We start from the raw sequence: 23,754 nt of genomic DNA, 5'->3' as shown, positions 1-23,754 counted from the left end.
ATATAGCATTTATTCATAATTTGCGTTATGATAATGGAAATCATTAAGAAGGAGCGATGCAATATGGTCGTAAAAGCATCTGATATTGATTGGAACAACTTAGGATTTAACTATATGCAATTACCTTACCGCTATTTAGCCTATTATCGCAATGGTAAATGGGAAAAAGGCGAATTAACAGAGGATCCTTATCTACATTTACATGAAGGCTCACCAATTTTACATTATGGTCAAGGTGCCTTTGAGGGTTTGAAGGCTTACCGGACAAAAGATGGTTCGGTTCAATTATTCAGACCAGACCGTAATGCCAAACGGCTGCAAAACTCAGCTGACCGGCTCTTAATGCCAGAATATCCAGTTGAAGATTTTGTGAATGCTGTTAAAGAAGTTGTTAAAGCAAATGAAGATTATGTCCCACCATATGGGACAGGTGCCACATTATACATAAGACCATTATTGATTGGTGTCGGCCCAAATATCGGGGTCAAACCAGCTGATGAATATATTTTTAGTATTTTTGTAATGCCTGTTGGCCCATACTTTAAGGGTGGCTTAGTGCCAACTAAGTTTGTTGTTTTGGATTATGATCGTGCCGCCCATAAAGGTACTGGTCAAAGTAAAGTTGGTGGGAACTATGCCGCTAGTTTGCTAGCCGGTGACTGGGCTCATAAGCATGGCTATAGTGATGCCATCTACTTAGATCCAATTGAACATAAATATATCGAGGAAGTTGGCTCGGCAAACTTCTTTGGGATCACTAAAGACGGCAAAAAATTCTTAACACCAAAATCACCATCAATTTTACCAAGTATCACTAAGTATTCATTACTTGATTTGGCTAAAGATCGTTTAGGGTTAGAAACTGAAGAAACTAAAATTTCGATTGATAACTTGGACGAATTCTCTGAAGCTGGTGCTTGTGGGACTGCCGCTGTTATCTCACCAATTGCCGGCATCAAATATGGCGATAACTATCATGTCTTTTACAGTGAAACTGAAGTTGGACCAATCACTAAGAAATTATATGATGAATTGACTGGCATCCAATTTGGTGATGTTGAAGCACCAAAAGGCTGGATCGTTAAAGTCGATTAGTTGTGATTATCGCGTGAAACCAGCTCTTTTGGTACGCGGTTAAAATTAGATTATCAATAAGTAAGAGGGCGAGATAAAACTAACGTTTTGTTTTCGCTCTCTATTTATTTGCGTACAGTTTTATTTTAAACGTATTCTAAAAGGCAGTACCTTTTGTCACACTCTTTTTTGTTGTCGAAAATTAAAATGGTGGTATATTATAAGTGAGTGTTCACTCACTAAAATAGAAATGTTAATGAGAAATGAGGTCATGTAAATGGTACCTATAATTTCGGCAACTGCAGTGACACAAATTTATGGTCAACAAGTGATTTTAAAGGATATTAATTTACAAATTGCGCCAGGTAAAATCGTAGCATTAATTGGCCCTAGCGGTGCCGGCAAAACCACATTGGTTCGCGCAATCATGGGCATGATAACACCAAAAGCGGGGCGGATAACGGTTTTAAATCAGAAAATGCCCAATCGTCAGGTGTTAGGACAAATTGGGTATATGGCGCAAACCGACGCTTTATATGAAACTTTAACAGCCCGGGAAAATCTGCAATTTTTTGGGAAATTACAAGGTCTAAAGCAACAGCAATTGAATCAAAAAATCGCACAAGCGGTGGCAGTTGTTAATTTGTCAGCTGATTTGAACAAACAAGTCAAAGTTTTTTCAGGCGGCATGAAGCGGCGGCTATCATTAGCTATTGCACTGGTTGCGCAGCCGCAACTACTGATTCTAGATGAACCTACCGTAGGAATCGATCCAGAATTGCGGCAGCAGATTTGGCGGGCATTACACCAATTAGCCCAAGCTGGTAAAACGATTTTATTAACGACTCATGTGATGTCAGATGCTGCCCAAGCTGATCAGATTTTAATGATTCGGGCAGGCAAGATGATTGCGCAAGGCACAGTGCAAGCTTTAGAACATAAATATCAAGTAACTGATCTGGAAGCTGTCTTTTTAGCCGCAGGGAGGGCTCAAGATGCGCATATTAGCAATGATTAGACGGGTATTATTGGAAATGGTACGTGACAAGCGGACATTGGCCTTGATGTTTTTAGCCCCGTTATTAATATTGACGTTAATGTATTTTTTGTTTCAATCCAGCACAACTGAAAAAGCAAATCTAGCTGTTAAAAATGTGGATAGCAGCTTAATTCAAGCGCTGAATCAGACGCATGTCAAAATACATCGCGTCACTAGTAATGACAGTACGAAAAAAATAATTCGTAATCATAATTATGATGGGTTATTGGAACAAAAAAATCATAAACTAACCCTAACGTTGGCCAATGTAACTCAGACTAAGACTGGGATGATCAGACAAAGTTTGCAAGCAGCTCAGGTAAAACTGCGATTACAGACTGCTGGTCAAACAATTAGCAGACAGCAGGTGATTTTAAAACAACTGCAACTAATGTTAGGGACAAGGACACCCCGGGATAAAACAGCTCAGCAACGCATGGTACCTGCTAGTTATCAGTTATCAACGCATTATTTATACGGGAGCAGTGATTCAACTTATTTCAATACCTTGCTGCCAATTATGATTGGTTTTGTGGTTTTCTTCTTTGTCTTTTTAATTTCAGGCGTAGCCATGTTAAAAGAACGAACATCAGGAACGCTTTATCGTTTATTGGCGACACCGATCCGCAAAATAGAGATCCTGATGGGCTATTTGATTGGCTATGGATTATTTGCATTGATTCAAACGTTGTTGGTCGTGGTGTACAGTATTTTTGTTTTCAAAATTCAGATTTTGGGTAGTATTTGGGCGGTCTTATTAGTCAATATGTTAACAGCCATCGTTGCTCTGGCATTGGGCTTGCTTGTTTCCACCTTTGCCACTTCTGAATTTCAAATGGTCCAATTCATTCCCATTGTGGTGATCCCCCAGATTTTCTTCTCAGGTTTGATTCCAATCGATCAAATGGCGCGTTGGTTACAGCCGGTGGCTAAAGTGATGCCCATCTATTATAGTGCGCAAGCGGTGCGGGATATTATCCAAAAAGGGGCTGGCTTGGTAAATATTATGCCAGAGGTTATAATTTTATTGGTATTTACCGGCATATTCTTAGCGCTGAATTTATTAGTATTTAGACGTTATCGTCAAGTTTAGGTGGTTTGTGGTGTATGACATTAAAGAATATTGATCAATTATTTCAAGCAAGCTTAGCGCAATCAGATCTGTCAGAAAAACAAAAAGCCGTTCTACAAGCAAGCTTGACGCTGTTTGCTGAGAAAGGCTTTGAACGGACCACGACGCGTGATATTGCAACGCTGGCGCAGGTTTCTGAGGGGACTGTTTATAAACAATTTAAGACTAAGCAACAAATTTTGGATGCCATCTTGCAACCCTTTATCACACAGGTTTTTCCGCAAGCTGCGAATGAATTTATTGCTGAGCTTACAGCAAGACCAGTTACCTCATTACACGCGTTTATCCAATTTATTGTCTATGATCGGATCAACTTTGGCTTGACCAATCAAAAGCAGCTAAAAGTTTTAGTCCAGCAGCTTTTGGATAATGGCCGCCTGTTGGCTGAATTAGGGCAGGTATTTGATAAGGTTTTACAGGGACCGATCAAGTCGACTTTAAATCAACTACAACGCCAGGGTGAGTTAGTCAATTGGTCCCATGCGCGTATCTTTCGTCATATCATCAGTACTGTCCTGGGATATGTCCTTCCAATAATCATTTTACCTATCGCTGATCCTGACGTGGAGAAAATCACGGCAGAAGCGACTGAATTTTTATATGCTGGTCTGCATCAAAAGAAGGCATGAAAAAAGCAGTCGTGCATAAGGTTTACTCTGGGTCTGTGATATGGTCTACAAAAATATAGGTTGCGGCACTGGTGCCAATTTGAATTAACCGGTCATCGTTAACTTTGACTTCAATGGGGCCGCCTAGTGGTAATTGCCGGACAAAGGTCAGTTTGTCGCCTAAATTGAGTTTCAATTCATAAAAATAGGTTAAAAACTCGTGATTATCAATGACGCGATCCACCTTACCTGATTGTCCAGGAGCTAAAGTTGCTAAGGTAACCATTGATTCATTGGCTTCATCGCAATTATCGGGAATGATGCTGCCATGGGGGCAACGTTTAGGATAGTCCAAAAACCGATTTAAGCGATCGACAAGATCTTCATTCGTCGCATGCTCTAAAGTATCGGCAGCGTGATGAACCTCTAAAGGGGAATACCCCAACTTATCCACTAAGAAAACTTCCCAAATGCGGTGCCGCTTAACCATTGTTCGGGCAGTTTCACGGCCAGATTCGGTTAAAGTTATTTCGTTGTAAGGACTGTGTTCCACTAGGCCATCCTTGCTCAGAGCCGTGATCATTTCACTGACAGAAGGGGCGCTGACACCCATAATATCAGCAATGTTTTTGTTATTTATTTTACGATGGTCATATTGTAGTTCAAAAATAGTTTTAAGATAATTTTCTTTATTCGGTGACATGTTGTTTCCTTTCGGACGTTAGGCTAAAGATAAACGTTCAAGTAGGGATATTATAAACTTATTTGATGGATTTTTGAAGTAGAAAACATTACACTTAGACTTATGTAACGATAATGAACGAGGTGAAACAAATGGAATTAACGCTCATTCGACATGGCGTGACTGAATATAATGAACGCGCTTTAATTCAAGGAGGCGGTTCAGACACGCCTTTAAATGCCCTTGGTCGGCAGCAGGCACGACAATTAGCGACTGTTTTTGATGCGCGTATCTATGACTATATTGTTGTTAGTCCGATGAAACGAACTTTGGAAACGGCTCAGATATTATTGGGTGCTCAAAATCAATATACAATGGATGAACGCTTACAAGAAACAAATTTTGGTGATTGGGAGGGTCAGTCCATCACTGCGTTGCAGCAGCAATATCCAGGGTGTTTTGATGAAACTGGTCTGATATTGCCAGACTATGCAGCTATTGCTCATGGGGAAACGTTCCAAGCTGTGCGGGAACGCACGCGGGCTATTACTGAAGCAACTTTAAAAGACTACCCTAACGGCAAAATATTATTTATTTGTCATGGTTCAGTGATTCGCGCGTTAACGGCTGAAATGATGCATTTAGCTGAAGTCGAACAACTAGACCAAGTAGCTAATTTGGGATTGGTTCGGCTAAAGATCCAAGCGGAATATCCTAATAACGTTCGATTACTTTTTTATAGTCGGACCTACAAAGATTATTAAAAAAGACTTGTCAGCAAACTCATTTTTCGTTATACTATTTTTTGCTGATGAATTGCCACTTTAGCTCAGCAGGTAGAGCATCACCATGGTAAGGTGGGGGTCGCCGGTTCAAATCCGGCAAGTGGCTTAGTAAATTTGTATACCAACCATTTGGTAGTTGGGAGGCTGCGGCAGGTTTTCTGTCCGTCAGCCTTTTTTCTTTTAGGCAATTGAACATTTTTTGTGTAAAATGGGGGTATATTTTAAAAATTAGGAGCCCATTATGAAACTTCTCGGCAAACGGCACTTCATTGTTGCTTTTTTACTGCTCGTCCTTTATGGTTTACTGATTTATTTTGAACGTGCGATCATTCTAAACTCTAACGCGACGCCGGACTTTCTATTGCTTTTGTACTTAGTAGCAGGTTTGATTTTAGCAGTTTTAGCGGTGACATTTTATCGCAGTTCCTTTGATCGGACGCGGCCAAAGACCTTTACCACGCGCTTCCTTAGTAATCCACAATTTTACATAACACTTTTATTTTTAGCTTTAGTGGTGATGATTCAAATCATAACCGCTTGGCTGCAAACCAAGGCACTCGTACCCGCTTTTGGGTTACAAAAGCAGGTGTCTCAATTAACAGGGTTAGAGATTTGGTCTTTCCGACTGTTTTATGTGGTGTTGATACCATTGATCCAACAGCCTTTATTGAATAGTGTGGCTTTTTCAGAGCTTTTCCACTCCGGCAGAACCAGCGCAAATTGGCTCGCATTATTTTTGGTTGCTCTTTTGACGGCTTGTTATAGCGGCCAAAATTTAGGTCTGTTATTTGCTTTACAATTCATCTTAGGTTTGTGTTATAGCAGCTCATTTTTAGCGACAAAGAATTTAGTAGCGCCGACGTTGATTCAAATCATCAGCCACCTCGTGTTTGTCATTCTTTATGCTTAGATGGAATATAAAAAGCGGCTTTGAACCAGAACAATTTGTGCTATGTTCTGGCTCGAAGCCGCTTTTTTTGTAACAATGAAATGTTAGGCCTTGGCTGTCACCGGGTCGATATCATGCCAATGAAATAAGTTAGCATCAAGTGTTTTGATAATTGGACTTGGAACGTCAATGCCAATGAGCTCTAAATTATGCATGGCCCGAGAAGCCAACGTATATAAAATATCCCGGTCGCCTGAATGACCATAAGTTTTGGCAGAAATATCATAACCAATCACGGCATCAAACTCTAAGCCTTTAGCTAAATAAATGGGAATGATCAAGATACCATGAGGAATACTACGATCGCGATCGGTCATGAGGGTGACATCATGATCCGTTTTTAGGGTGGCAAATAAATGATTAGCTGCTTGTTCTGTCTTAGTTAAAATGGCTACTGTTGGCTGATCAACCAACAGCTTACTTGCTAATTGAATCACTTTTTGGGTGGCCGTCGCTTGATCTGGACAGAGATAGTAGTTAGGTTTGTGGCCGTCTCTAGAGAAAGCTTGAATTTGATCGCCGTCAGGCAGCATGGCTTTGGCAAAATCTGTAATCGGCTTGGTGGATCGGTAGCTCTTCAATAAAGTGAATAAAGCTAGACGATCATGGGGGAAAATTGTTTCGATTGTGTGAATAAAATCGCTAGGATTGTAGTCCGCTGTGAATACATCTTGCGCACTGTCGCCCAGGAGGGTAAGTTTTGCCCGCGGAAAGGCATGCTTCAAATAAATTAATTGTGCGGGTGCATAATCTTGCATTTCATCCACAAATAGGTATTGCATACTATGGTTTTGACCACTACCAGTTAGCAGATCACGTAAATACAAAATCGGCGCAGCATCCTCTAAATGGATTTTATGGGCTTCAATATCATTTTGAACTTGCGTGACCATGGTTTGCCAAACGGATGGCTCAATGGTTTCTGGGCGCGCCGTAGCTAAAAAGTGGCCGTACTCAGCATAAAGATCCATGAAGTAGTCATTATAGAGGGCATCATAGATGACTTCATAACGTTTGCGGACCAGTGCCCGTGCGACATAGTTGATTTCTTCATCACCCGAGCGAAAATGTCTGCCCGCTACCAAGTCTTGATATTGATAATCATCCAATAGACTAACGGCTTCTTGGACATCATCTGCTCTGGCATCGGTACGAATACGGCGCTTTAAGCGTTTGATCAAGGTGTTTTTTGTCTGTAAAAACTTGTCACGCGGTAACATTAGTTTTGGCAGATCCAAATAGATTGCTTGGATCTCAGCTTTTGTGAAAAAAGGCTTGCCGTTATAGTAAACACTACTAAAAGCCAGGCTGCGTTCGTCTGTTTGTTTGACGTAAGTTTTAATGGCAGCCATAAAGTCGGGGCTCTCTTTATAGCGGCGAATCTCTTGCGCAAGCTCTGGTAATGACTGCTGATCCTTTTCAAAACGATCAAATAACGTTTCCACGGCTAAGCCGGAAAAGCGTTGATCTAAAAATTCAGCTAACGTGACTTGCCGCATATTTTTTTCGCCTAAACTGGGCAGAACTTCAGAAATATAATTGGAAAATAGGCGGTTGGGTGAAAACAAAATAATTTGATCGGCATTCAACTGGCTGCGCGAATGATAAAGTAGGTAAGCAATTCGTTGTAAAATCGCTGAGGTTTTACCGCTACCAGCCACACCTTGCACCACAAGTAAATCGGCATTGGTATTACGGATAATATCGTTTTGTTCCTTTTGGATCGTAGCGACAATGTTGCGCATGTGTTCATCATTTTGCTGCCCCAAAACGGATTGTAAGATTTCATCGCCCACAGTTTCATTCGTATCAAACATATTTTGAATTTGACCATGTTCGATCAAAAATTGGCGCTTTTTTTCTAGAGTAACTTGTTGACGGCCCACGGGTGTGTCATAGGTCACGGATCCAAGCGTACCATTGTAGTAAATACTAGAGATTGGTGCCCGCCAGTCATAGATTAAGAAGTTGTCATCTTCATCTTGCAGTGTTGCCGTGCCGATGTACAAGGTGTCTTTTTCGCCCTCTTCGTCAATATCGATGCGGCCAAAATAAGGCGAGTCAGATAAAGCTTCATATAAAGTTGCTTGATTTTGTAGAATTTTTTCAGTTTCAACGGCACTAGCAACCAAGTCTTTTTGCTGTTGGACAGCAGCGTTGGTTTCCATTTGATCATCAACTTCAGTTACGTTGACCTTAGTGTTGTCACCATAGTTTAGTTCGATCTTATGGGTTTCTTTATGGGCTAGATCTAGTTGTGCTTTTGTTTCAGCCAACTGCTTTTTGATCTGAGTGCGCACGTGGTTTACCCGATTTTGTTCTTGAGTACGCTCACTTTTTTCCACGTCTGTCGTTGAAAGATCGTGCTGTTGTGTTTCTAGTTCTTTCATTCAGTGACCTCCTTATGATGTCCGAATGAGTGACGCTATTTTGCGTGATTTTCCGATAGCACTTCAAAGGGTAACTGTCTCATGCGCTAAACGCGTTCATGAAGCTAACTTTGTCACCTAACCCTAATTGTTTGTTGAAGCTGGCGCTTCATCGGCACAATTTGTGTTAATGTTCCAAAGCTAACCAGCTTCATTCACGCTCTGTATTAAACGCGTTCATGAAGCTAACTTTGTCACCTTAACCCTAATTGTTTGTTGAAGCTGGCGCTTCATCGGCACAATTTGTGTTAATGTTCCAAAGCTAACCAGCTTCATTCACGCTCTGTATTAAACGCGTTCATGAAGCTAACTTTGTCACCTTAACCCTAATTGTTTGTTGAAGCTGGCGCTTCATCGGCACAATTTGTGTTAATGTTCCAAAGCTAACCAGCTTCATTCACGCTCTTATAAAATAAAGTCTTATTAGTTTACGTGATTTATACAGAATAGTAAAGCTAAGTGACTGGAAATACAAGTGTGGCGCTAAAATACATTTTGACAATTATGGTTTCCATCGCTAGACTTAAAACATTAAGATAATTCGAACTTACCGCGAAAGGATATTAACACAATTATGGCTGACAAACACGTTATTTTAACTGCCGATCGTCCAACTGGGAAATTACATATTGGACATTATATCGGTTCACTGCGGAATCGGGTGAAATTACAGAATTCCGGAGATTACCAGACTTTTATTATGATTGCGGATATGCAGGCATTAACTGATAACGCGCGCGATCCCGAAAAAATTCGGCGTTCTTTGATCGAAGTTGCATTAGACTATTTAGCAGTGGGGATTGATCCTGAGAAATCAACGATTTTAGTGCAATCACAAATTCCAGCTTTGAATGAATTGACCATGCATTATATGAATATTGTCTCAGTTTCGCGCTTAGAGCGGAATCCAACGGTAAAAACTGAAATTCGGCAGAAATCCTTTGGACAAAGCGTTCCGGCTGGATTTTTAATGTATCCGGTGAGCCAAACGGCCGACATCACGGCTTTTAAGGCGGATACCGTACCTGTTGGCGATGACCAGGAACCGATGATGGAACAAGCGCGTGAAATTGTGCGGTCATTCAACCATATTTATAATAAGGAAGTTTTAGTTGAACCTTATGGCGTTTTCCCACCTAAAGGGGAAGGCCGGCTGCCTGGGTTAGATGGCAATGCCAAGATGTCTAAATCTTTAAATAATGCCATTTATCTGGCTGATGATCCTGATACGATGCAGAAAAAAGTCATGTCCATGTATACCGATCCTAATCATATTCATGTTGAAGACCCTGGTCAAATTGAGGGCAATACTGTCTTTACCTATTTGGATGCTTTTGATCCGGATAAGGCCAAAGTGGCTGAATTAAAGGCTCAATATCAACGTGGTGGCTTGGGCGATGTTAAAATCAAGCGTTACTTGAATGAAGTCTTACAGGCTGAATTTGAACCAATTCGGCAGCGGCGGGCAGAATTTGCCAAGGATCCAGATCACGTGTTACAAATTCTGAAAGCCGGCAGTGAAAAAGCGAATCAAGTGGCTGATCAGACCCTCCAAGAGGTTCGTGATGCGATTGGTATTAATTATTTCAAAAATCTTTGACAAGTAAGATTAAAATGGTATTATAAATATAAATATCTTATAAGGAGAATTTAATTATGATGACAAATTCATTCATAAAAATGAATGCGTATTTTTACTTTTGGTTCTTTCACAAGCACTTGTGAAACCAAAAGTTGTTGTCATGATTAACTTCTGGTCACACAGGTGCGGATGAACTGTGTGGCGAAGCTAGGTTTAGCTTGATTAGGCAGAGACCCCACAGTTTTTCCAGACTGTGGGGTATTTTTTAACCTAATTTTCTCTTTGAGGAGTGGTGTTTATGTCTAAAGATTTAAGTACGCATATGAAAAAAGAATTAGCCCAGCTACAGCCTTCTGATATTTTAGCTTTTAATCAGAAGATCTCAACGATTCCTGATATTATCAAGCTGACCTTAGGTGAACCTGATTTTAATACCCCAGAACATGTGAAGCAGGCGGGCATTAAAAGCATCATGACCAATCAAAGTCACTATACTAATTCAGCTGGCAAGTTGGCTTTGCGCCAAGCCGCAAGTGAATTTTTGCAGGAGAAGTATCAGGTACAGTATGATCCGAAATCGCAAATTTTAGTGACTGCTGGTGCAACCGAGGCAATTTATGCTAGTTTGACGGCAATTTTGAATCCTGGCGATAAAGTCATCATTCCCACTCCAATTTTTCCACTTTACATACCGGTGACTTTATTAAATGGCGCAGAGCCCATTTTTGTAGATACCTCAGACAATGGCTTTGTTTTATCACCCGAAAAATTAGATCAGATTCTGGCGGCAAACCAAGCTGATGTGAAAGCCATTGTGTTGAACTACCCGACAAATCCTACTGGTGTGACTTATCATCGTGCTGAGTTACAAGCATTAGCAGAGGTGATTCAAAAATATGATGTTTTTGTAATCTGTGATGAAATTTATAGTGAGCTGACTTATGATGAACCCCATGTTTCTTTGGCGGCATATTTACCTGACCAAGTGCTTTTGCTGAATGGTGTTTCGAAATCTCATGCCATGACCGGGTGGCGTATCGGTTTGCTTTGTGGTCCCGCGCCAGTTATCGCTCAAATTGGTAAAGTGCATCAATTCTGCATTACTTCAGCGACGACCAACGCACAAGATGCTGCTTATGAGGCCTTTAAGCACGGCAAAGATGATGGGGCTAAAATGCGGACAGCTTATCAAGCGCGTCGTGACTATCTTGTGACTGCGCTTAATAAACTTGGTTTCACTTGCGCTAAACCGGAAGGTGCTTTTTATATTTTTGCTAAAATTCCTGCTGGCTTGCAGCAGAAAAGCTTTGATTTCTGCTATGATCTGGCACAAAAGGCAAAGGTTGCCGTGATTCCCGGGGCTTCTTTTGGGCCTGGTGGTGAAGGCTACGTTCGCATTAGCTATGCTGCCAGTTTAGAGTCACTGCAACAAGCCATGACTCGGCTCGCTGCCTATGTGACCGCTAATCAACAAGTGACGACAAAATAAGGATCGATTTTTCCAAAATTATTGGAGGTTTTATTATATGAAAATTTTAATGTATCATGTACGCCCGGATGAAGTGGCTGCAATTGACACTTGGGCAAAAAGAAATCAAGTGACCGTCGACAAAACGCCAGATCCATTTAATTTGGCAACAGTTGACCAGGCGCAAGGATATGATGGTATCGTCATTCAACAGCATGGCAAAGTAGCTGATCCAGAAATTTACCAACGTTTGAAGTCTTTTGGCATCAAACAAATCGCTTTGCGCATCACTGGTTATGATATTATTGACTTTCCAGCTGCACGAGCTAATGGCCTTACGATTACCAATGTGCCAGCCTATTCACCGCGTTCAGTGGGCGAATTGACGTTGGCCCATACGCTGTTTTTATTACGACATATGGGGGAAACTAAAGCCCGAGAATTGCAAAATGATTTTAGTTGGGGTGGTCTCAAATCTCATGAGATTCATGATCAGACCGTGGGTATTATTGGTGCTGGTAAAATCGGTAGTGCGGTGGCGCGGCTCTTCAATGCTTTAGGGGCAACAGTGATTGCGCAAGATCCGATTCAGCGTCCAGAATTAAGCGATGTATTGACATATACCAATCGAGAAACGTTATTAAAAACGGCCGATGTGGTTACGTGTCATACGTCACTAAGCCCTGAAACCACACATATGATCGATGCACAGGCCTTAAAAACAATGAAGTCAGACGCTTTGCTGATCAATTGCTCTCGAGGTCCCGTGGTGGATACCCAAGCGTTATTAACCGCTTTGAAACAAAAACAGATTGCTGGTGCGGGATTAGATACAATTGAAGGTGAAACTGGCATTTTTGGTGAAGACTGTACACAAACTGGCATCGATCACCCCGCGTTAAATGAACTGTTAGCTATGCCAAATGTCTCAATTACACCACATATTGGGTTTTACACGGATGATGCCGTCCAAAATATGGTCGATATCGCACTCACAGATGCAAAACTTACGATTGAAGGTAAAACTAGTCCTCATATTGTACATGCTGATTAAATTAAAATTAACTATTGCCATTTAAAATTAATTGTTTTATAATCTAAATAACATTTTAATCAATTAAGCCTCATTTACATAACCAGTAGGTGTTTGTCTGGGTGTCAGAGAGTTGGTGGTCCGTGCGAACCAATCAGGGCAAAACATGCGAAATACGTCAAATGGAGGCAATGGTTCTGCAGCCAATATCTCAGTCGAGTGGAAAGTGAACTTAGTCTTTGCGGTCATAAGTTAATTTTCAATTTGGGTGGTACCACGGTTAAACCAATCGTCCCTATGCACAATATTTTGTGTATGGGGGCTTTTTTTGTAAATGGAGGTCGTTATTAATGATACAAACATCAAACGGTGGTTTAAGCCGATACTGAATAGATTCAATGATTGCATACGATTGATGAAGCTAGGTTTTGAATTAGGAGGATTTAAGTATATGAAACGCATTCAATTGAGTATTCGGGAAGCAATGATCATGTTAGGTCTTATTTTAGGAATTATGGGGGTCGGCGTTATTGGTTTTGGTTTGTCACCTCAAGTCCCGGTTTTACTAGCGATGACAGTCATTATTTTTTGGGCGCGTTTCAAAGGATACGACTGGTCAGAAATCAATGCAAGTATCAAGGACGGCATTGATAAAGGAATCATTCCCATTGTGATCTTTATTTTGATTGGAGCCATGATCAGTACTTGGATCGCGGCTGGCACGATTCCAACTTTGATGGTTTTTGGTTTTGATGCCTTAAATGCCCAATGGTTTTTGCCTACGGTGTTTCTAGTGTGCGCTTTGGTTGGTGCAGCAGTTGGCAGTTGTTTTACGGTCGTGTCTACAGTGGGAATCGCCTTTTTTGGCATCGGGATCACGATGAATTTTAATCCTGCAATCATTGCTGGGGCCGTGGTTGCCGGCGGGGTTTTTGGTGATAAATGTTCACCATTATCTGAAACTAATAATCTTGCGGCGGCTGTTGTGGATACTGATTTATTTGACCATATGAAAACAATTTTGTGGTCCACATTACCAGCAGCTTTGATAACCACCGTTGTGTTTGCCTTTTTAGGTATGGGCCATAATCATGCGGATATGTCTAAGATCACGGCAACTGTACAAGCTTTAAATGGAAATTTTCAAATCTCCTTATGGGCTTTGATCCCGATTGTATTAGTATTCGGCTGTGCCTTTATTAAAATGGCAGCTATTCCCACGATGTTACTGAATGTTTTTGTTTCAGCTGGGATGTTATTTTTAACGATCCCTCATTTAACTTTGCAGCAGGTCGCACAGATTATTACCAATGGCTTTGTGGCAAAAACGAATAATCACCAAGTGAACACGTTATTGTCCCGGGGTGGCATTGTTAGCATGATGCCTACTGTCGCTTTGATTGTATTGACACTATCTTTAGGTGGGTTATTAGTCCATCTTGGCTTGATCAGTGCCGTGATGAATCCATTGGCTGCCCACTTGAATACAAAAGGTAAATTGATCACAGCGGCGCTGGCTACTTGTATTGGTGTGAATCTCTTCGTGGGAGAACAATTTCTTTCAATTATTCTGCCCGGCCGAGCTTTTAAACAGGCATTTAATGCTGGTAATTTAGCCAGTCGTGCGCTGGGGCGTGTCTTAGAAGATGGTGGGACAGTTTTGAATTACTTAGTTCCTTGGGGGGTTGGCGGTGTCTTTATCGCTAATACACTAGGTGTGCCAACGATCCATTACTTACCATTTGTATTCTTTAGCTTGCTTTGTCCCGTCTTTTCCCTATTAAGTGGGGTGACAGGGCTTGGTTTAAAGACCAATCAGGCTAAGCCAGTACTTAAAGTAAAAAGCATTCCGACAAATAGTTAAAAGGCGTATACTTTTCATGAATCAACATGAAGGGAATGTGAAGAATGCGTGCAGCTTTTATTGAACAACTTGGTGGTCCGGAGGTGATTCGCGTTGGCGAGCAGGCAATTCCTAAACCACGTGCCAATGAAGTTTTAGTTCAGGTGCAAGCAGCCGCGGTGGATAACGTCGATACTTACGTCCGTTCGGGCGCGTTTCAAACCAAACTTATTTTTCCGTTTGTTATTGGCCGCGATGCCGTTGGAACGGTTACTGAGGTTGGCAGTAATGTAACTAATTTTCAGCCAGGCATGCTCGTTTGGACCAATAGTATGGGATATGATGGGCGTAATGGTACCACTGCTGAATATATTACTGTACCCGTGAAACGTTTATTCAAAGTGCCGACTGGTGTAGATCCAATTCAACTAGTTGCTGCTGTTCATGCTGGTGCTACGGCCGCAATCTTGTTACAAGATGTTTTACAAATCAAAAAAGGGCAGCAGTTATTAGTTGAAGGTGGCGCTGGTCATGTGGGCCGTAAATTAGTAGCTTTAGGGCATGCTATGGGCGCTTTGGTGCAGACGACAAGTGCCACTAATGACTTCGATTATTTAAAAAAAATCGGCAGCCACCGTACTTATGACTATCATCTAGCCATTACGGAGTCTACCGTGAAACAATTCGATGCGATTGTGGATACTTCGGGTAAAGTTGATTTACAGGATAATTTAGCTGCTCTAAATTTAAATGGGCAAGTTGCTTTGATTGCGGCACCGGCAAATGATCAGTTTCAATTTGATGTGCGTCAATTCTATATGAATATGAAACAAATCAAGGGTTTTGTGATCAGTCATGCGACGGTCGCGCAATTGCAGCAAGCTGCAAGTTTATTAAATGAACAGTTTGCTCAAGGCAAGCTATTGGATGACCAAGTAAAGTTATTGCCGCTTGACCAAGCAGCTCAAGCACACCAATTAGTGGCAAGTGGTCAGGCCAAACGACAAAAGATCGTGATAAAGATCTATTAGTTTAGTGCCAATTACTTAAGAAGGGTCCTAGTGGCTGTGTCTTTTGTGATCGTGGTGTCTTAGCTTGAATTTGGGGCATGTTTTGTGCGATATTGGTGATCACACCATCGACACCCCAGTTAAATAGTTGATTGGCACGATCAATTCGATCAACAGTCCAAACATTGAGATCATAGCCATGGTCTTTGATGGTTTGGACTTTTTCTTTGGTCAGCCCTTCACTTTGAGGGTGAATGATTTTTGTGTCTAATGCCTGCATGTAAAAATCCCAATCGGCTTGCAAACTGTTTTGACTGAATAGCAAAGCGGTTGGGGTGGTCGTATCCAATGCTTTGAATTTAGCAATCATGAGCGGATTGAATGAGGAAACAATGACATTGATTTGAGTATCTAGTAGTTTCAGCGCTTGGACTAACTGGCTGACAAGTTCATTGGCTAGATCATTTGCAAAAGTACCAATTACAGATTTTAATTCGATATTAACATTAAGTTTGTTTTGGTTTAAGAAATCAATCAGCTGTATCAAAGTTAAGATCCGTTCTTGGGCAAATTCAGGACTAAACCAGGCACCATTAGAAACTTCAGTTAATTCGGCGGTTGTTTTTTCCGTGATCAATCCCGTCGTATCCGTTGTTCGTTCTAAGTTGTCGTCATGCAAAATCACAGCTTGAGCGTCCTTGGTGATACTCAGGTCTGTTTCGAACCAGTCAATATTGTAATCTAGTAGTTTATTAAAAGTACGTTGGGTATTTTCAGGCGCCAGTGTGGGCAGCCCACGATGCGCAATAATTTTTCGAGTGGTCATGATAACCTCCAGCATGAATAATTGATTGATAAGTTATGATTCACTTTATAATGTTTGTCAGATCAAAACAAATCAATTTAAATTTTGGATACAATTGTAAGCGGTTATATATACATGAGCTCTTTTATTATCAAGGACTAAACAAGAAAAATTAAAATTGTAAAATTTAAGTAATTTATATTTACATAAGATAAACGTTAATAATAATCAATATTTACATTGGGCCGATAACATGGAATATAGATATTTGATTCACGCAAAATTAATCGTAATCGATTAAAGGAGAGTTATTTCATGCGTATACAGCTGAAGAATTTGAGTAAACAGTATCAAGATACCGAAGTATTGACCAATATTAATACGGAAATTCGTGAAGGCGAGTTTTTCGTATTAGTTGGTCCCTCTGGTTCAGGAAAAAGTACTTTATTAAGAATGATTGCGGGTTTAATTCCGACGACGAATGGTCAGATTTACTTTGACGACCAAGATGTGACGAATGATTCCCCTAAAGACCGCCACTTAGCGATGGTTTTCCAAAATTATGCCTTACTACCATTTCTGTCGGTTCAAGATAATATTCGGTTTGGTATTCGTAATTTGGGCCTTTCTAAAACAGAAGAAGAAGCTCGTATCTTTGAAGCTTTAAATATGGTTCATTTATTACCGCAACGGCATCGGAAACCAAAAGCTTTGTCTGGTGGACAACAGCAACGCGTTGCTTTAGCCCGCGCGATTGCCACTAAAGCACCACTAGTTTTAATGGATGAACCTTTATCCAATTTAGATGCTCAGCTGCGTAGTGAAATGCGGCAAGAAATCGTCCGGCTGCATAAAGAAATTGGGATGACTTTGATTTATGTCACGCATGATCAAGTTGAAGCCATGACCATGGGTGACCGCGTAATGGTGCTAAATGATCGACAGATTCAGCAAGTCGGCACTCCACTAGAACTTTATAATCGCCCTAAAAATGAATTTGTGGGTGAATTTATTGGGTCACCACGAATGAATATAATTGATGTTCAAGTTGACGAAACAGGCCAAAGCATTCAATTGCCATTTAAACAAAAGAATGGGGTATCAATGGCTTATCATTTAACAGAAGCCATCCCGTCTGGTCGTTATCGCTTAGGTATTCGGCCGGAAGACTTGCAAGTATCCTTCGTAGATCAAGGGAGTCATAAGCAAATCATGCCCGTCAAAATTGAAGCGGTGGCAAATCTTGGGAAAGAAGCTGTTTTGACCGTGACGAATAGTGACAGCAACTTGTTTGTTAATTGTAAGACTCAGGTTGACAGTGACTGCCGGCAAGCTTTTGTAAAATTGCCAAGTATTGTTGATCAACTGCATCTTTTTGAAGCTGAACATGGCAATACTGTGGACTTGAGCGATAAGATCGCCGCCGAACAAAGAGGTGTCATCGATGCAATCTCGTAAGACGGCTACTTTGCATACACCAAATATTAAGTTGACAGCAGTTAAATCGAAATTAAATCTTCGCCAAAATTCAAAATCAGCCCTCTGGTTTTTGGCGCCGTCTTTGATTATTTTATTGATTTTTACTTTTTATCCTATGGTTGTGACCGTGATCAACAGTTTATTTGCTACTAATGTGCGCGGCGAGAATGCTCGATTTGTCGGATTAGCAAATTATATTCAGATTTTTAAAGATCCAGTATTCATTAAAAGTCTAGGCCATACTTTTGCCTATGTATTTATAACCAGTATTTTAACAATTATGGTGGCGTTATTATTGGCTCGATTGGTCACACAACGGATAAAAGGTCAGGCATTTTTTAGAACGGCATTTGCTTCAACCATGGGTATTTCGGCTGCGGTGGCTTCAATTTTATTTCTATTTTTATTTAATCCTTCAGTTGGTCTTGTGGTTACCTTTTTAAAAACGATTGGTGCCAAACAAACAAATTTATTAGTCAGTCCTACGGGTGCCATGTTCATATTGATATTAAGCAGTGTTTGGATGGGCTTAGGATTTGCTTTTTTGAACTTATTAGGCGCCCTCCAATCGGTGCCAGAATCTTATTATGAAGTTGCCGAAATTGCCGGTTGGTCTAATTGGATGCAAACTTGGAAAATCACGGTGCCAATGATTTCACCAACGCTATTTTTTCTTTTTGTGGTTGAAATTATTGGAAAATTTAAAACATTTACGGCAGTTGACCTGATTACAGGCGGTGGTCCTGATAACAATACTAATTTTGTCGCGTACAAAATTTATCAAGACGCTTTTGCTTCACATAACTTTGGTATTGCCAGCTCTGAAGCGATAGTTTTGACCATTGTGATTGCTATCGCCACTTGGATCCAATTTAGATATACAGAACGGAGTGTTTTTTACAAATGACTTGGCTCAAAACAATCAATCGTTATTTCTGGTTAACATTTCTAGCTATCATTACCATTGCCCCAATTTTATTGGGCGTTTGGGCCAGCTTACTGCCTACAGCGGACATTGCCGCTGGTAATTTCTTGTCCACACATATATCTTTGGCTAATTATATCGGTGCGATTCAAACGACGCCAGTTTTACGCTATATTGCCAATTCTTTTGTAACTAGTATGCTGATCACGCTGGGTGAGCTGGTTTTCTGTACATTAGCAGCTTATGTATTTGTATTTATTGATTTTCGTTTCAAAAAACAACTCTTTTTTGTTTTCTTGATTACGATGATGCTGCCTTTTGAGGCCCAGATTATTCCTAATTTTCAAACGATCCGTAGTTTTGGCTGGCTTAACTCCTATGCGGGTCTGACGATTCCTTTTTTTGCCTCCGCTTTTGGGGTATTTATGCTGCGGCAGGCCTTCTTAAAGATTCCTTCAGAATTACAAGAATATAGTGAGATATTAGGCATGAACCATATGCGCTTCCTCATGGGTATCGTGTTGCCTTATTCGCGAAGTACCATTGTTACATTTGTGATTTATATGTTTTTAACCCATTGGAATGCCTACTTATGGCCTCTGATCACAACTTTTACGGATGCCTATCGACCAACTCAAGTTGGCTTAAAACAATTACAAGCAGAAGATACTTTTAGTAATTGGGGTGTGATCATGGCAACTGCCATTTTGATTTTAATACCGACATTAATCGTTTTGATTATTGGACAACGTTACTTTAAAAAAGGACTTAATGTCGGAGGTGCCAAAGGATGACTATTATGATCCAGACCCTTTTCAAAGGGAGACGTATTTTTTTCGTGAGTTTAGTTGCTAGTCTATTAATGATATGCGGTTTATTGCAATTACCAAGCGTTGTGCAAGCCGGTAAAAGTGTCCCAGTTCCAGCTGGGCGCACGGAAATCACTTTTTGGCACGCCATGAATGGGCCTAATGAAAAAGTGTTACAAAAAATCGTGGCTCAATTCAATCAAAAACAACATAAATATTGGGTAACGCCCATCTATGAAGGCAGCTATGGCCTGTTACAATCCAAGTACACCAACACTTTACATAGCAACGTGACGCCAGCGTTGGTTCAAATTGATCAAGGTAATGGTGCTGCTATGATTGGCATCGATAATTATGTACCCATGCAAAAATTCATTGATCGTGATCATTTTGATACAAATCAAATCTATCCTAGTGCGATGCGTGCGTATTCAATCAAAGGGCAACTTTTATCCATGCCTTTTAACTCATCAACAGCGGTTTTGTATTATAATAAGGATCTTTTCAAGAAATATGGGATCAAACCATTATCGCAATCACCGACTTATAGTGAAGTTCGTACAGCCGCACAACAGCTGACGCAGAAGTCACATCAAGAAGTTAAGGGGATCACACTACAAATTTATGATTGGTTAGCTAATGAATTAGTGGCGAATCAAAATGTTAGTGTTGTGGATCATGGTAATGGACGAGAGGCAGTCGCCACTAAATCTAATATGAATACACCTGAAATGCGGAGGACATTTCAATGGGTCCAACAGATGATCAAAGATGGTTCATTTCAGAACTATGGCACTGGTTCTTCAGCCTCAGCAAACCAAATGGCTGGTTTTTTATCACAAAAATTAGGTATTTTCATGCAAAGTTCTGCAGCGATGAGCTCCATTAATAAATCAGCTAAATTTCATTATGGTGTCTGCTATATGCCACATCCGGATGGTGTCAAAGCCAATGGCGTCGCGATTGGTGGCGCGAGTTTGTGGATCACTAAGGAAAAGGATAAGGCAATTCAGGAGGGCGCATGGCAATTTGTAAAGTATGCTGCATCGCCTGTGGCTCAAGCACAATGGCAAGTAGGCACAGGATACATTGCGAACAATAAACGATCCTTGCAAGTGCCTGTTTTAGCAAAGGCAATTGCTAAAAATCCTAACTTAAAGGTACCCGTAGACCAATTATTAGGGGCGCAACAAAACGCAGCTTCTGCGGGGCCATTTTATGCTAATGTTGCTGATGCCGCTAGATATCTACAAATTGCAGAACAGCAGATTTATGCTGGCGGCAATATTGCAACAGCCTTAGCAACTGCCCAAAAACAAACGAATCAAGCCATTGCGCAAACAAATCAGACTAGTTATGATTTATTGAATTTTAATCGATAACAGATCATTTGTATGACCAACTGATTTAAAAAAATTATAGTTCTATATCAAAAAGGGCGAGGGTGTTGCTTTTTGGAACACGTTTAAAATAAAACTGTTCACAAACAGATAAAGGGTGCGTTAACAAAACGGTTGTTTTGCTAACGCACCCTTTTTTAGATGATAGATTTTTATGACCGTACTGTTTAATTAAGCTTCGTCGAAAGGCCCTTTGCCTAAGAATGCTTTGATCATCCAGATATTTTTATCAGTTTGTTCTTTAAAACCATTCAGAATATCTTGTGTCGGCCAGTCTTTTTCTTCGTCGCTAGCTTCCATGGCTTTTTCGTAGACATCACGTAGATATTCATATTGGTTTGCTAAACGGCTCATATATTCTTCCAAAGTATATTTACCGAATTCGCCAGGTTCTTCAGGTAGACCCGTATTTTCAATGAATTCACGCGTTGTAGAGAATGGGGCACCACCAATCTCAATCAATCTTTCGGCGACTTCATCTAATTGATCGCCAAGTTGATCCATATAGTCATCCATTAACGGATGTAGGCGGAAGAACTCTTTTCCACGCATGTACCAATGAATTTGATGAATATTGACACTTAACTGACTTAAATCAGCGACTAACTGGTTTAAAGCAGCCCGTGTCTTTGGAAAATCATATTTGTCCTTACCTGCAACTGTTACTTTATCAACCATACTTTGGAACCTCCTTAAATTTTTAACTAACCTAATGGTAACGAGTTCAAATTTTTTCTACAAGTAAAATGCTCAATTTTGTCTTTTGATATAAGTCAGTCTTAAGGCGGACTTTCTTTAGGGGCAACATGATAGAATAGAATTAAGCAGATAGAAATTTAAAGCAATTAATAAAGGAGTTATGATAATGGAAGCAAATAATGGAAGTAAGAAACACACATCGCGTAACATATTAATTATTATCGGAATTGTCGTCGTGGCTTTGATTGCTATGGGAATTGGCACATACAATAGCTTGGCAAAGCAAAGTCAAACAGTAGATGCTGCTTGGTCTCAGGTCGAAAATGTGATGCAGCGCCGGTACGACTTGGTGCCCAATTTAGTAAACTCCGTTAAGGGTAGTATGAAACAAGAACAAAAAGTATTTGGCGATATTGCGGATGCCCGCAAGAGCTATGGTAATGCCAAAACAGCTAAGGAAAAAATAGATGCCAATGCCCAACTAGATCAGTCTGTGGGGACTTTGGTCAATGTGATCCAAGAAAATTATCCAGAATTGAAGAGTAATAATAATGTTCAGACCTTGATGACCCAATTAGAGGGCACGGAAAATCGAATTGCGGTAGAACGTAAACGGTATAACGAAGCAGTTCAATCTTATAATCAAAATGTGGTTAGCTTCCCTAAAAATATTCTTGCCAATATGATGGGGTTAGGCCAGAAGACTTACTTTAAAGCAGATACCAATGCTCAAAAAGCGCCAACTGTAAACTTCGATGATACAACCAACGGGAAGTGATGGCTTTCATGAAGCACTTGGCAACGAAACCACGCTGGTTATTGTTATTTTTAGCTGTGCTCACGTTTACAACTTTGTATTTTCAGCCTGGTTCGGTTCAGGCGGCCTTACTTGATCGACCTCAAAATAACTTTTATGATGAGACGGGACTTTTAACGGATCAAACTAAGAAACTCGTCAGTGATAAGAACCTTTATTATGATCAAACGAAAGCCAAACCCCAGGTGATGTTAGCGGTGATCAAAAGTACAGGTGATGATGACATTGATTCGTTTGCACCAGACTTATTTCAAAAATGGGGCATTGGGCAAAAAGGCAAGGATAACGGTATCTTGATTTTGTATGCCCTCAATCATGGTGAACGTAATGTACGTATTGAAGTTGGCTATGGTTTAGAAGATACGATCACAGATAGTATTTCTGGTCAAATTCTCAATAAAAATCGGGCGGCTCTGAAATCCACTGATAATGCCAAGGTTAATCAAGGGCTGCAAAAGACATTTAATGCTGTGGCCACATTGATTGACCAGCGCTACGGTTATAAGGGCGATAAAAATAGTCTTTCCCAAGCAGAAGTCAATGAATTGAAACAAAAAGATCGTTCTAGTGGTGGCTTGACTTGGTGGAAAATTGGCGGTTTCTTTATTCTCGCCTTGATTTTTGCCTATTTCTTTAGAGGCAATAACCGTGGTGGTGGCTCCGGCCCCGGTAGTCGTGGCGGTGGTGGCGGCACACCAATACCATGGTGGGGCTGGTACGGCGGCAGTGGTTCTTCTGGCGGCGGTTATTCCGGTGGTTCCGGCGGTGGCTTTGGCGGCTTCTCCGGTGGCGGCGGTTCCTCTGGCGGTGGGGGTTCTTCTATTTAAAATATTTTATAGAAATTGTTATTAGTAGCGGCTGCTTATCCGTTGCTAGTAGCAGTTTTTTTATTTGCTTTTAAAAGCAAAAATAATTCATTAGTTTAACTTGAAAGCCTTGTCAATCATATTGCTCTTATCAAAAACTAGCGTCATAATAAAAAGATAATCATATATTCAAAGGAGGATTTTTAATGAAAAGGCCATATACATTGGGATTGGACATTGGCACGAGTTCAGTTGGGTTTGCAGCCATTGATGCCCAATATGTACCCATGCGCGCAAAAGGCAAGACTGTGATTGGCGTCAGATTATTTCGGGAAGGAGATACAGCAGCCGAAAGACGGCAGTTTAGAACTACCTGAAGA

The 23,754-nt window shown here is 40.7% G+C and carries 22 protein-coding genes and 1 tRNA gene; 19 read left to right on the top strand and 4 right to left on the bottom strand.

What is annotated here, in order from left to right; translation table 11 throughout:
* Positions 1 to 63 precede the first annotated feature (63 nt).
* The 4 genes from ACNAN0_RS10265 (at position 64) to ACNAN0_RS10250 (ending at position 3,874) form a co-directional block, all read left to right on the top strand.
* Entirely contained in the window at positions 64 to 1,095 is a 1,032-nt protein-coding gene (locus tag ACNAN0_RS10265; RefSeq protein ID WP_416353215.1) for a branched-chain amino acid aminotransferase, read from the top strand.
* A 256-nt stretch (positions 1,096 to 1,351) separates the two neighbouring features.
* Complete coding sequence (gene ccmA, locus ACNAN0_RS10260) at positions 1,352 to 2,092, top strand: heme ABC exporter ATP-binding protein CcmA (protein WP_230914028.1); 741 nt, start codon at positions 1,352 to 1,354, stop codon at positions 2,090 to 2,092.
* Positions 2,070 to 3,206 (top strand): ABC transporter permease, encoded by a 1,137-nt coding sequence (locus tag ACNAN0_RS10255; RefSeq protein WP_416353214.1) that lies wholly within the window; start codon positions 2,070 to 2,072, stop codon positions 3,204 to 3,206. The genes ccmA and ACNAN0_RS10255 overlap by 23 nt, the downstream gene beginning before the upstream one ends.
* Positions 3,207 to 3,220: 14 nt before the next feature.
* Positions 3,221 to 3,874, top strand: a complete 654-nt coding sequence (locus ACNAN0_RS10250) for a TetR/AcrR family transcriptional regulator (protein ID WP_416353213.1) — start codon at positions 3,221 to 3,223, stop codon at positions 3,872 to 3,874.
* Between the two features lie 22 nt (positions 3,875 to 3,896).
* On the opposite strand, the gene ACNAN0_RS10245 is transcribed toward ACNAN0_RS10250, so the two are convergent.
* The gene (locus ACNAN0_RS10245; RefSeq protein WP_416353212.1) at positions 3,897 to 4,556 is read right to left on the bottom strand and encodes a DtxR family transcriptional regulator; all 660 of its coding nucleotides are present in this window, start codon (positions 4,554 to 4,556) and stop codon (positions 3,897 to 3,899) included.
* A 131-nt stretch (positions 4,557 to 4,687) separates the two neighbouring features.
* On the opposite strand from ACNAN0_RS10245, the gene ACNAN0_RS10240 reads away from it, so the two are divergent.
* The 3 genes from ACNAN0_RS10240 (at position 4,688) to ACNAN0_RS10230 (ending at position 6,230) form a co-directional block, all read left to right on the top strand.
* Complete coding sequence (locus ACNAN0_RS10240; RefSeq protein WP_416353211.1) at positions 4,688 to 5,299, top strand: histidine phosphatase family protein; 612 nt, start codon at positions 4,688 to 4,690, stop codon at positions 5,297 to 5,299.
* 54 nt (positions 5,300 to 5,353) lie between these two features.
* Positions 5,354 to 5,426: transfer RNA gene (locus tag ACNAN0_RS10235), tRNA-Thr, on the top strand.
* A gap of 135 nt (positions 5,427 to 5,561) precedes the next feature.
* Positions 5,562 to 6,230, top strand: coding sequence for a hypothetical protein (locus ACNAN0_RS10230; RefSeq protein WP_416353210.1), 669 nt, complete (start codon positions 5,562 to 5,564; stop codon positions 6,228 to 6,230).
* 83 nt (positions 6,231 to 6,313) lie between these two features.
* Here ACNAN0_RS10230 and helD read toward each other — a convergent pair whose 3' ends face one another.
* Entirely contained in the window at positions 6,314 to 8,614 is a 2,301-nt protein-coding gene (helD, locus tag ACNAN0_RS10225; protein ID WP_416354191.1) for an RNA polymerase recycling motor HelD, read from the bottom strand.
* A gap of 658 nt (positions 8,615 to 9,272) precedes the next feature.
* Here helD and trpS point away from each other — a divergent pair.
* From trpS to ACNAN0_RS10200, 5 genes are all read left to right on the top strand, one after another.
* Entirely contained in the window at positions 9,273 to 10,298 is a 1,026-nt protein-coding gene (gene trpS / locus ACNAN0_RS10220; RefSeq protein WP_416353209.1) for a tryptophan--tRNA ligase, read from the top strand.
* A gap of 280 nt (positions 10,299 to 10,578) precedes the next feature.
* Positions 10,579 to 11,769: a pyridoxal phosphate-dependent aminotransferase gene (locus ACNAN0_RS10215; RefSeq protein WP_416353208.1), complete on the top strand. Its 1,191-nt coding sequence runs from the start codon at positions 10,579 to 10,581 to the stop codon at positions 11,767 to 11,769.
* Positions 11,770 to 11,806: 37 nt separating this feature from the next.
* Entirely contained in the window at positions 11,807 to 12,802 is a 996-nt protein-coding gene (locus ACNAN0_RS10210; RefSeq protein WP_416353207.1) for a D-2-hydroxyacid dehydrogenase, read from the top strand.
* 430 nt (positions 12,803 to 13,232) lie between these two features.
* A complete protein-coding gene (gene nhaC, locus ACNAN0_RS10205; RefSeq protein ID WP_416353206.1) occupies positions 13,233 to 14,645 on the top strand; it encodes a Na+/H+ antiporter NhaC in 1,413 nt (470 codons plus the stop codon).
* Positions 14,646 to 14,689: 44 nt separating this feature from the next.
* The gene (locus ACNAN0_RS10200; protein WP_416353205.1) at positions 14,690 to 15,655 is read left to right on the top strand and encodes a quinone oxidoreductase family protein; all 966 of its coding nucleotides are present in this window, start codon (positions 14,690 to 14,692) and stop codon (positions 15,653 to 15,655) included.
* Position 15,656: 1 nt separating this feature from the next.
* Here the strand turns inward: ACNAN0_RS10200 and ACNAN0_RS10195 are convergent, their stop codons facing one another.
* Entirely contained in the window at positions 15,657 to 16,460 is an 804-nt protein-coding gene (locus ACNAN0_RS10195; protein ID WP_416353204.1) for a glycerophosphodiester phosphodiesterase family protein, read from the bottom strand.
* A 294-nt stretch (positions 16,461 to 16,754) separates the two neighbouring features.
* Here ACNAN0_RS10195 and ACNAN0_RS10190 point away from each other — a divergent pair, with 294 nt between their 5' ends.
* Genes ACNAN0_RS10190 through ACNAN0_RS10175 form a run of 4 tightly spaced genes read left to right on the top strand, consistent with a single transcriptional unit; the run spans position 16,755 to position 21,034 of the window.
* Complete coding sequence (locus ACNAN0_RS10190) at positions 16,755 to 17,897, top strand: ABC transporter ATP-binding protein (protein ID WP_416353203.1); 1,143 nt, start codon at positions 16,755 to 16,757, stop codon at positions 17,895 to 17,897.
* Positions 17,884 to 18,825 (top strand): carbohydrate ABC transporter permease, encoded by a 942-nt coding sequence (locus ACNAN0_RS10185; RefSeq protein WP_416353202.1) that lies wholly within the window; start codon positions 17,884 to 17,886, stop codon positions 18,823 to 18,825. The genes ACNAN0_RS10190 and ACNAN0_RS10185 overlap by 14 nt, the downstream gene beginning before the upstream one ends.
* Positions 18,822 to 19,637, top strand: coding sequence for a carbohydrate ABC transporter permease (locus ACNAN0_RS10180; RefSeq protein WP_416353201.1), 816 nt, complete (start codon positions 18,822 to 18,824; stop codon positions 19,635 to 19,637). The genes ACNAN0_RS10185 and ACNAN0_RS10180 overlap by 4 nt, the downstream gene beginning before the upstream one ends.
* Positions 19,634 to 21,034 (top strand): ABC transporter substrate-binding protein, encoded by a 1,401-nt coding sequence (locus ACNAN0_RS10175; RefSeq protein WP_416353200.1) that lies wholly within the window; start codon positions 19,634 to 19,636, stop codon positions 21,032 to 21,034. Before ACNAN0_RS10180 ends, ACNAN0_RS10175 begins: the two co-directional genes overlap by 4 nt.
* Positions 21,035 to 21,223: 189 nt before the next feature.
* On the opposite strand, the gene ACNAN0_RS10170 is transcribed toward ACNAN0_RS10175, so the two are convergent.
* A complete protein-coding gene (locus tag ACNAN0_RS10170) occupies positions 21,224 to 21,730 on the bottom strand; it encodes a Dps family protein (protein WP_230913236.1) in 507 nt (168 codons plus the stop codon).
* A 187-nt stretch (positions 21,731 to 21,917) separates the two neighbouring features.
* Between ACNAN0_RS10170 and ACNAN0_RS10165 the strand changes: the two genes are divergently transcribed.
* The 3 genes from ACNAN0_RS10165 (at position 21,918) to ACNAN0_RS10155 (ending at position 23,751) form a co-directional block, all read left to right on the top strand.
* Positions 21,918 to 22,529 carry a LemA family protein gene (locus tag ACNAN0_RS10165; protein WP_416353199.1) on the top strand — a complete coding sequence of 204 codons (612 nt, stop codon included), beginning with the start codon at positions 21,918 to 21,920 and terminating at the stop codon, positions 22,527 to 22,529.
* Between the two features lie 8 nt (positions 22,530 to 22,537).
* Positions 22,538 to 23,395, top strand: a complete 858-nt coding sequence (locus ACNAN0_RS10160) for a TPM domain-containing protein (RefSeq protein ID WP_416353198.1) — start codon at positions 22,538 to 22,540, stop codon at positions 23,393 to 23,395.
* 185 nt (positions 23,396 to 23,580) lie between these two features.
* Entirely contained in the window at positions 23,581 to 23,751 is a 171-nt protein-coding gene (locus ACNAN0_RS10155) for a hypothetical protein (RefSeq protein ID WP_416353197.1), read from the top strand.
* Positions 23,752 to 23,754 lie beyond the last annotated feature (3 nt).

The sequence above is a fragment of the Agrilactobacillus fermenti genome (assembly GCF_047943045.1).
Taxonomy (GTDB): domain Bacteria; phylum Bacillota; class Bacilli; order Lactobacillales; family Lactobacillaceae; genus Agrilactobacillus; species Agrilactobacillus fermenti.
Note: the sequence above shows the minus strand (reverse complement) of the source record. Positions and strands in the feature narration are given on the sequence as shown.

What these genes read in the sequence shown, in the direction of transcription:
- ACNAN0_RS10170 (WP_230913236.1), bottom strand. Translation starts at nt 21,730, where the DNA reads ATGGTTGATAAAGTAACAGTTGCAGGTAAGGACAAATATGATTTTCCA.
- ACNAN0_RS10195 (WP_416353204.1), bottom strand. Translation starts at nt 16,460, where the DNA reads ATGACCACTCGAAAAATTATTGCGCATCGTGGGCTGCCCACACTGGCG.
- nhaC (WP_416353206.1), top strand. Translation starts at nt 13,233, where the DNA reads ATGAAACGCATTCAATTGAGTATTCGGGAAGCAATGATCATGTTAGGT.
- ACNAN0_RS10245 (WP_416353212.1), bottom strand. Translation starts at nt 4,556, where the DNA reads ATGTCACCGAATAAAGAAAATTATCTTAAAACTATTTTTGAACTACAA.
- ACNAN0_RS10240 (WP_416353211.1), top strand. Translation starts at nt 4,688, where the DNA reads ATGGAATTAACGCTCATTCGACATGGCGTGACTGAATATAATGAACGC.
- ACNAN0_RS10160 (WP_416353198.1), top strand. Translation starts at nt 22,538, where the DNA reads ATGAAGCACTTGGCAACGAAACCACGCTGGTTATTGTTATTTTTAGCT.
- ACNAN0_RS10180 (WP_416353201.1), top strand. Translation starts at nt 18,822, where the DNA reads ATGACTTGGCTCAAAACAATCAATCGTTATTTCTGGTTAACATTTCTA.
- ACNAN0_RS10255 (WP_416353214.1), top strand. Translation starts at nt 2,070, where the DNA reads ATGCGCATATTAGCAATGATTAGACGGGTATTATTGGAAATGGTACGT.
- ACNAN0_RS10210 (WP_416353207.1), top strand. Translation starts at nt 11,807, where the DNA reads ATGAAAATTTTAATGTATCATGTACGCCCGGATGAAGTGGCTGCAATT.
- ccmA (WP_230914028.1), top strand. Translation starts at nt 1,352, where the DNA reads ATGGTACCTATAATTTCGGCAACTGCAGTGACACAAATTTATGGTCAA.
- ACNAN0_RS10175 (WP_416353200.1), top strand. Translation starts at nt 19,634, where the DNA reads ATGACTATTATGATCCAGACCCTTTTCAAAGGGAGACGTATTTTTTTC.
- ACNAN0_RS10265 (WP_416353215.1), top strand. Translation starts at nt 64, where the DNA reads ATGGTCGTAAAAGCATCTGATATTGATTGGAACAACTTAGGATTTAAC.
- ACNAN0_RS10215 (WP_416353208.1), top strand. Translation starts at nt 10,579, where the DNA reads ATGTCTAAAGATTTAAGTACGCATATGAAAAAAGAATTAGCCCAGCTA.
- ACNAN0_RS10190 (WP_416353203.1), top strand. Translation starts at nt 16,755, where the DNA reads ATGCGTATACAGCTGAAGAATTTGAGTAAACAGTATCAAGATACCGAA.
- trpS (WP_416353209.1), top strand. Translation starts at nt 9,273, where the DNA reads ATGGCTGACAAACACGTTATTTTAACTGCCGATCGTCCAACTGGGAAA.
- ACNAN0_RS10185 (WP_416353202.1), top strand. Translation starts at nt 17,884, where the DNA reads ATGCAATCTCGTAAGACGGCTACTTTGCATACACCAAATATTAAGTTG.
- ACNAN0_RS10165 (WP_416353199.1), top strand. Translation starts at nt 21,918, where the DNA reads ATGGAAGCAAATAATGGAAGTAAGAAACACACATCGCGTAACATATTA.
- ACNAN0_RS10250 (WP_416353213.1), top strand. Translation starts at nt 3,221, where the DNA reads ATGACATTAAAGAATATTGATCAATTATTTCAAGCAAGCTTAGCGCAA.
- ACNAN0_RS10200 (WP_416353205.1), top strand. Translation starts at nt 14,690, where the DNA reads ATGCGTGCAGCTTTTATTGAACAACTTGGTGGTCCGGAGGTGATTCGC.
- ACNAN0_RS10155 (WP_416353197.1), top strand. Translation starts at nt 23,581, where the DNA reads ATGAAAAGGCCATATACATTGGGATTGGACATTGGCACGAGTTCAGTT.
- ACNAN0_RS10230 (WP_416353210.1), top strand. Translation starts at nt 5,562, where the DNA reads ATGAAACTTCTCGGCAAACGGCACTTCATTGTTGCTTTTTTACTGCTC.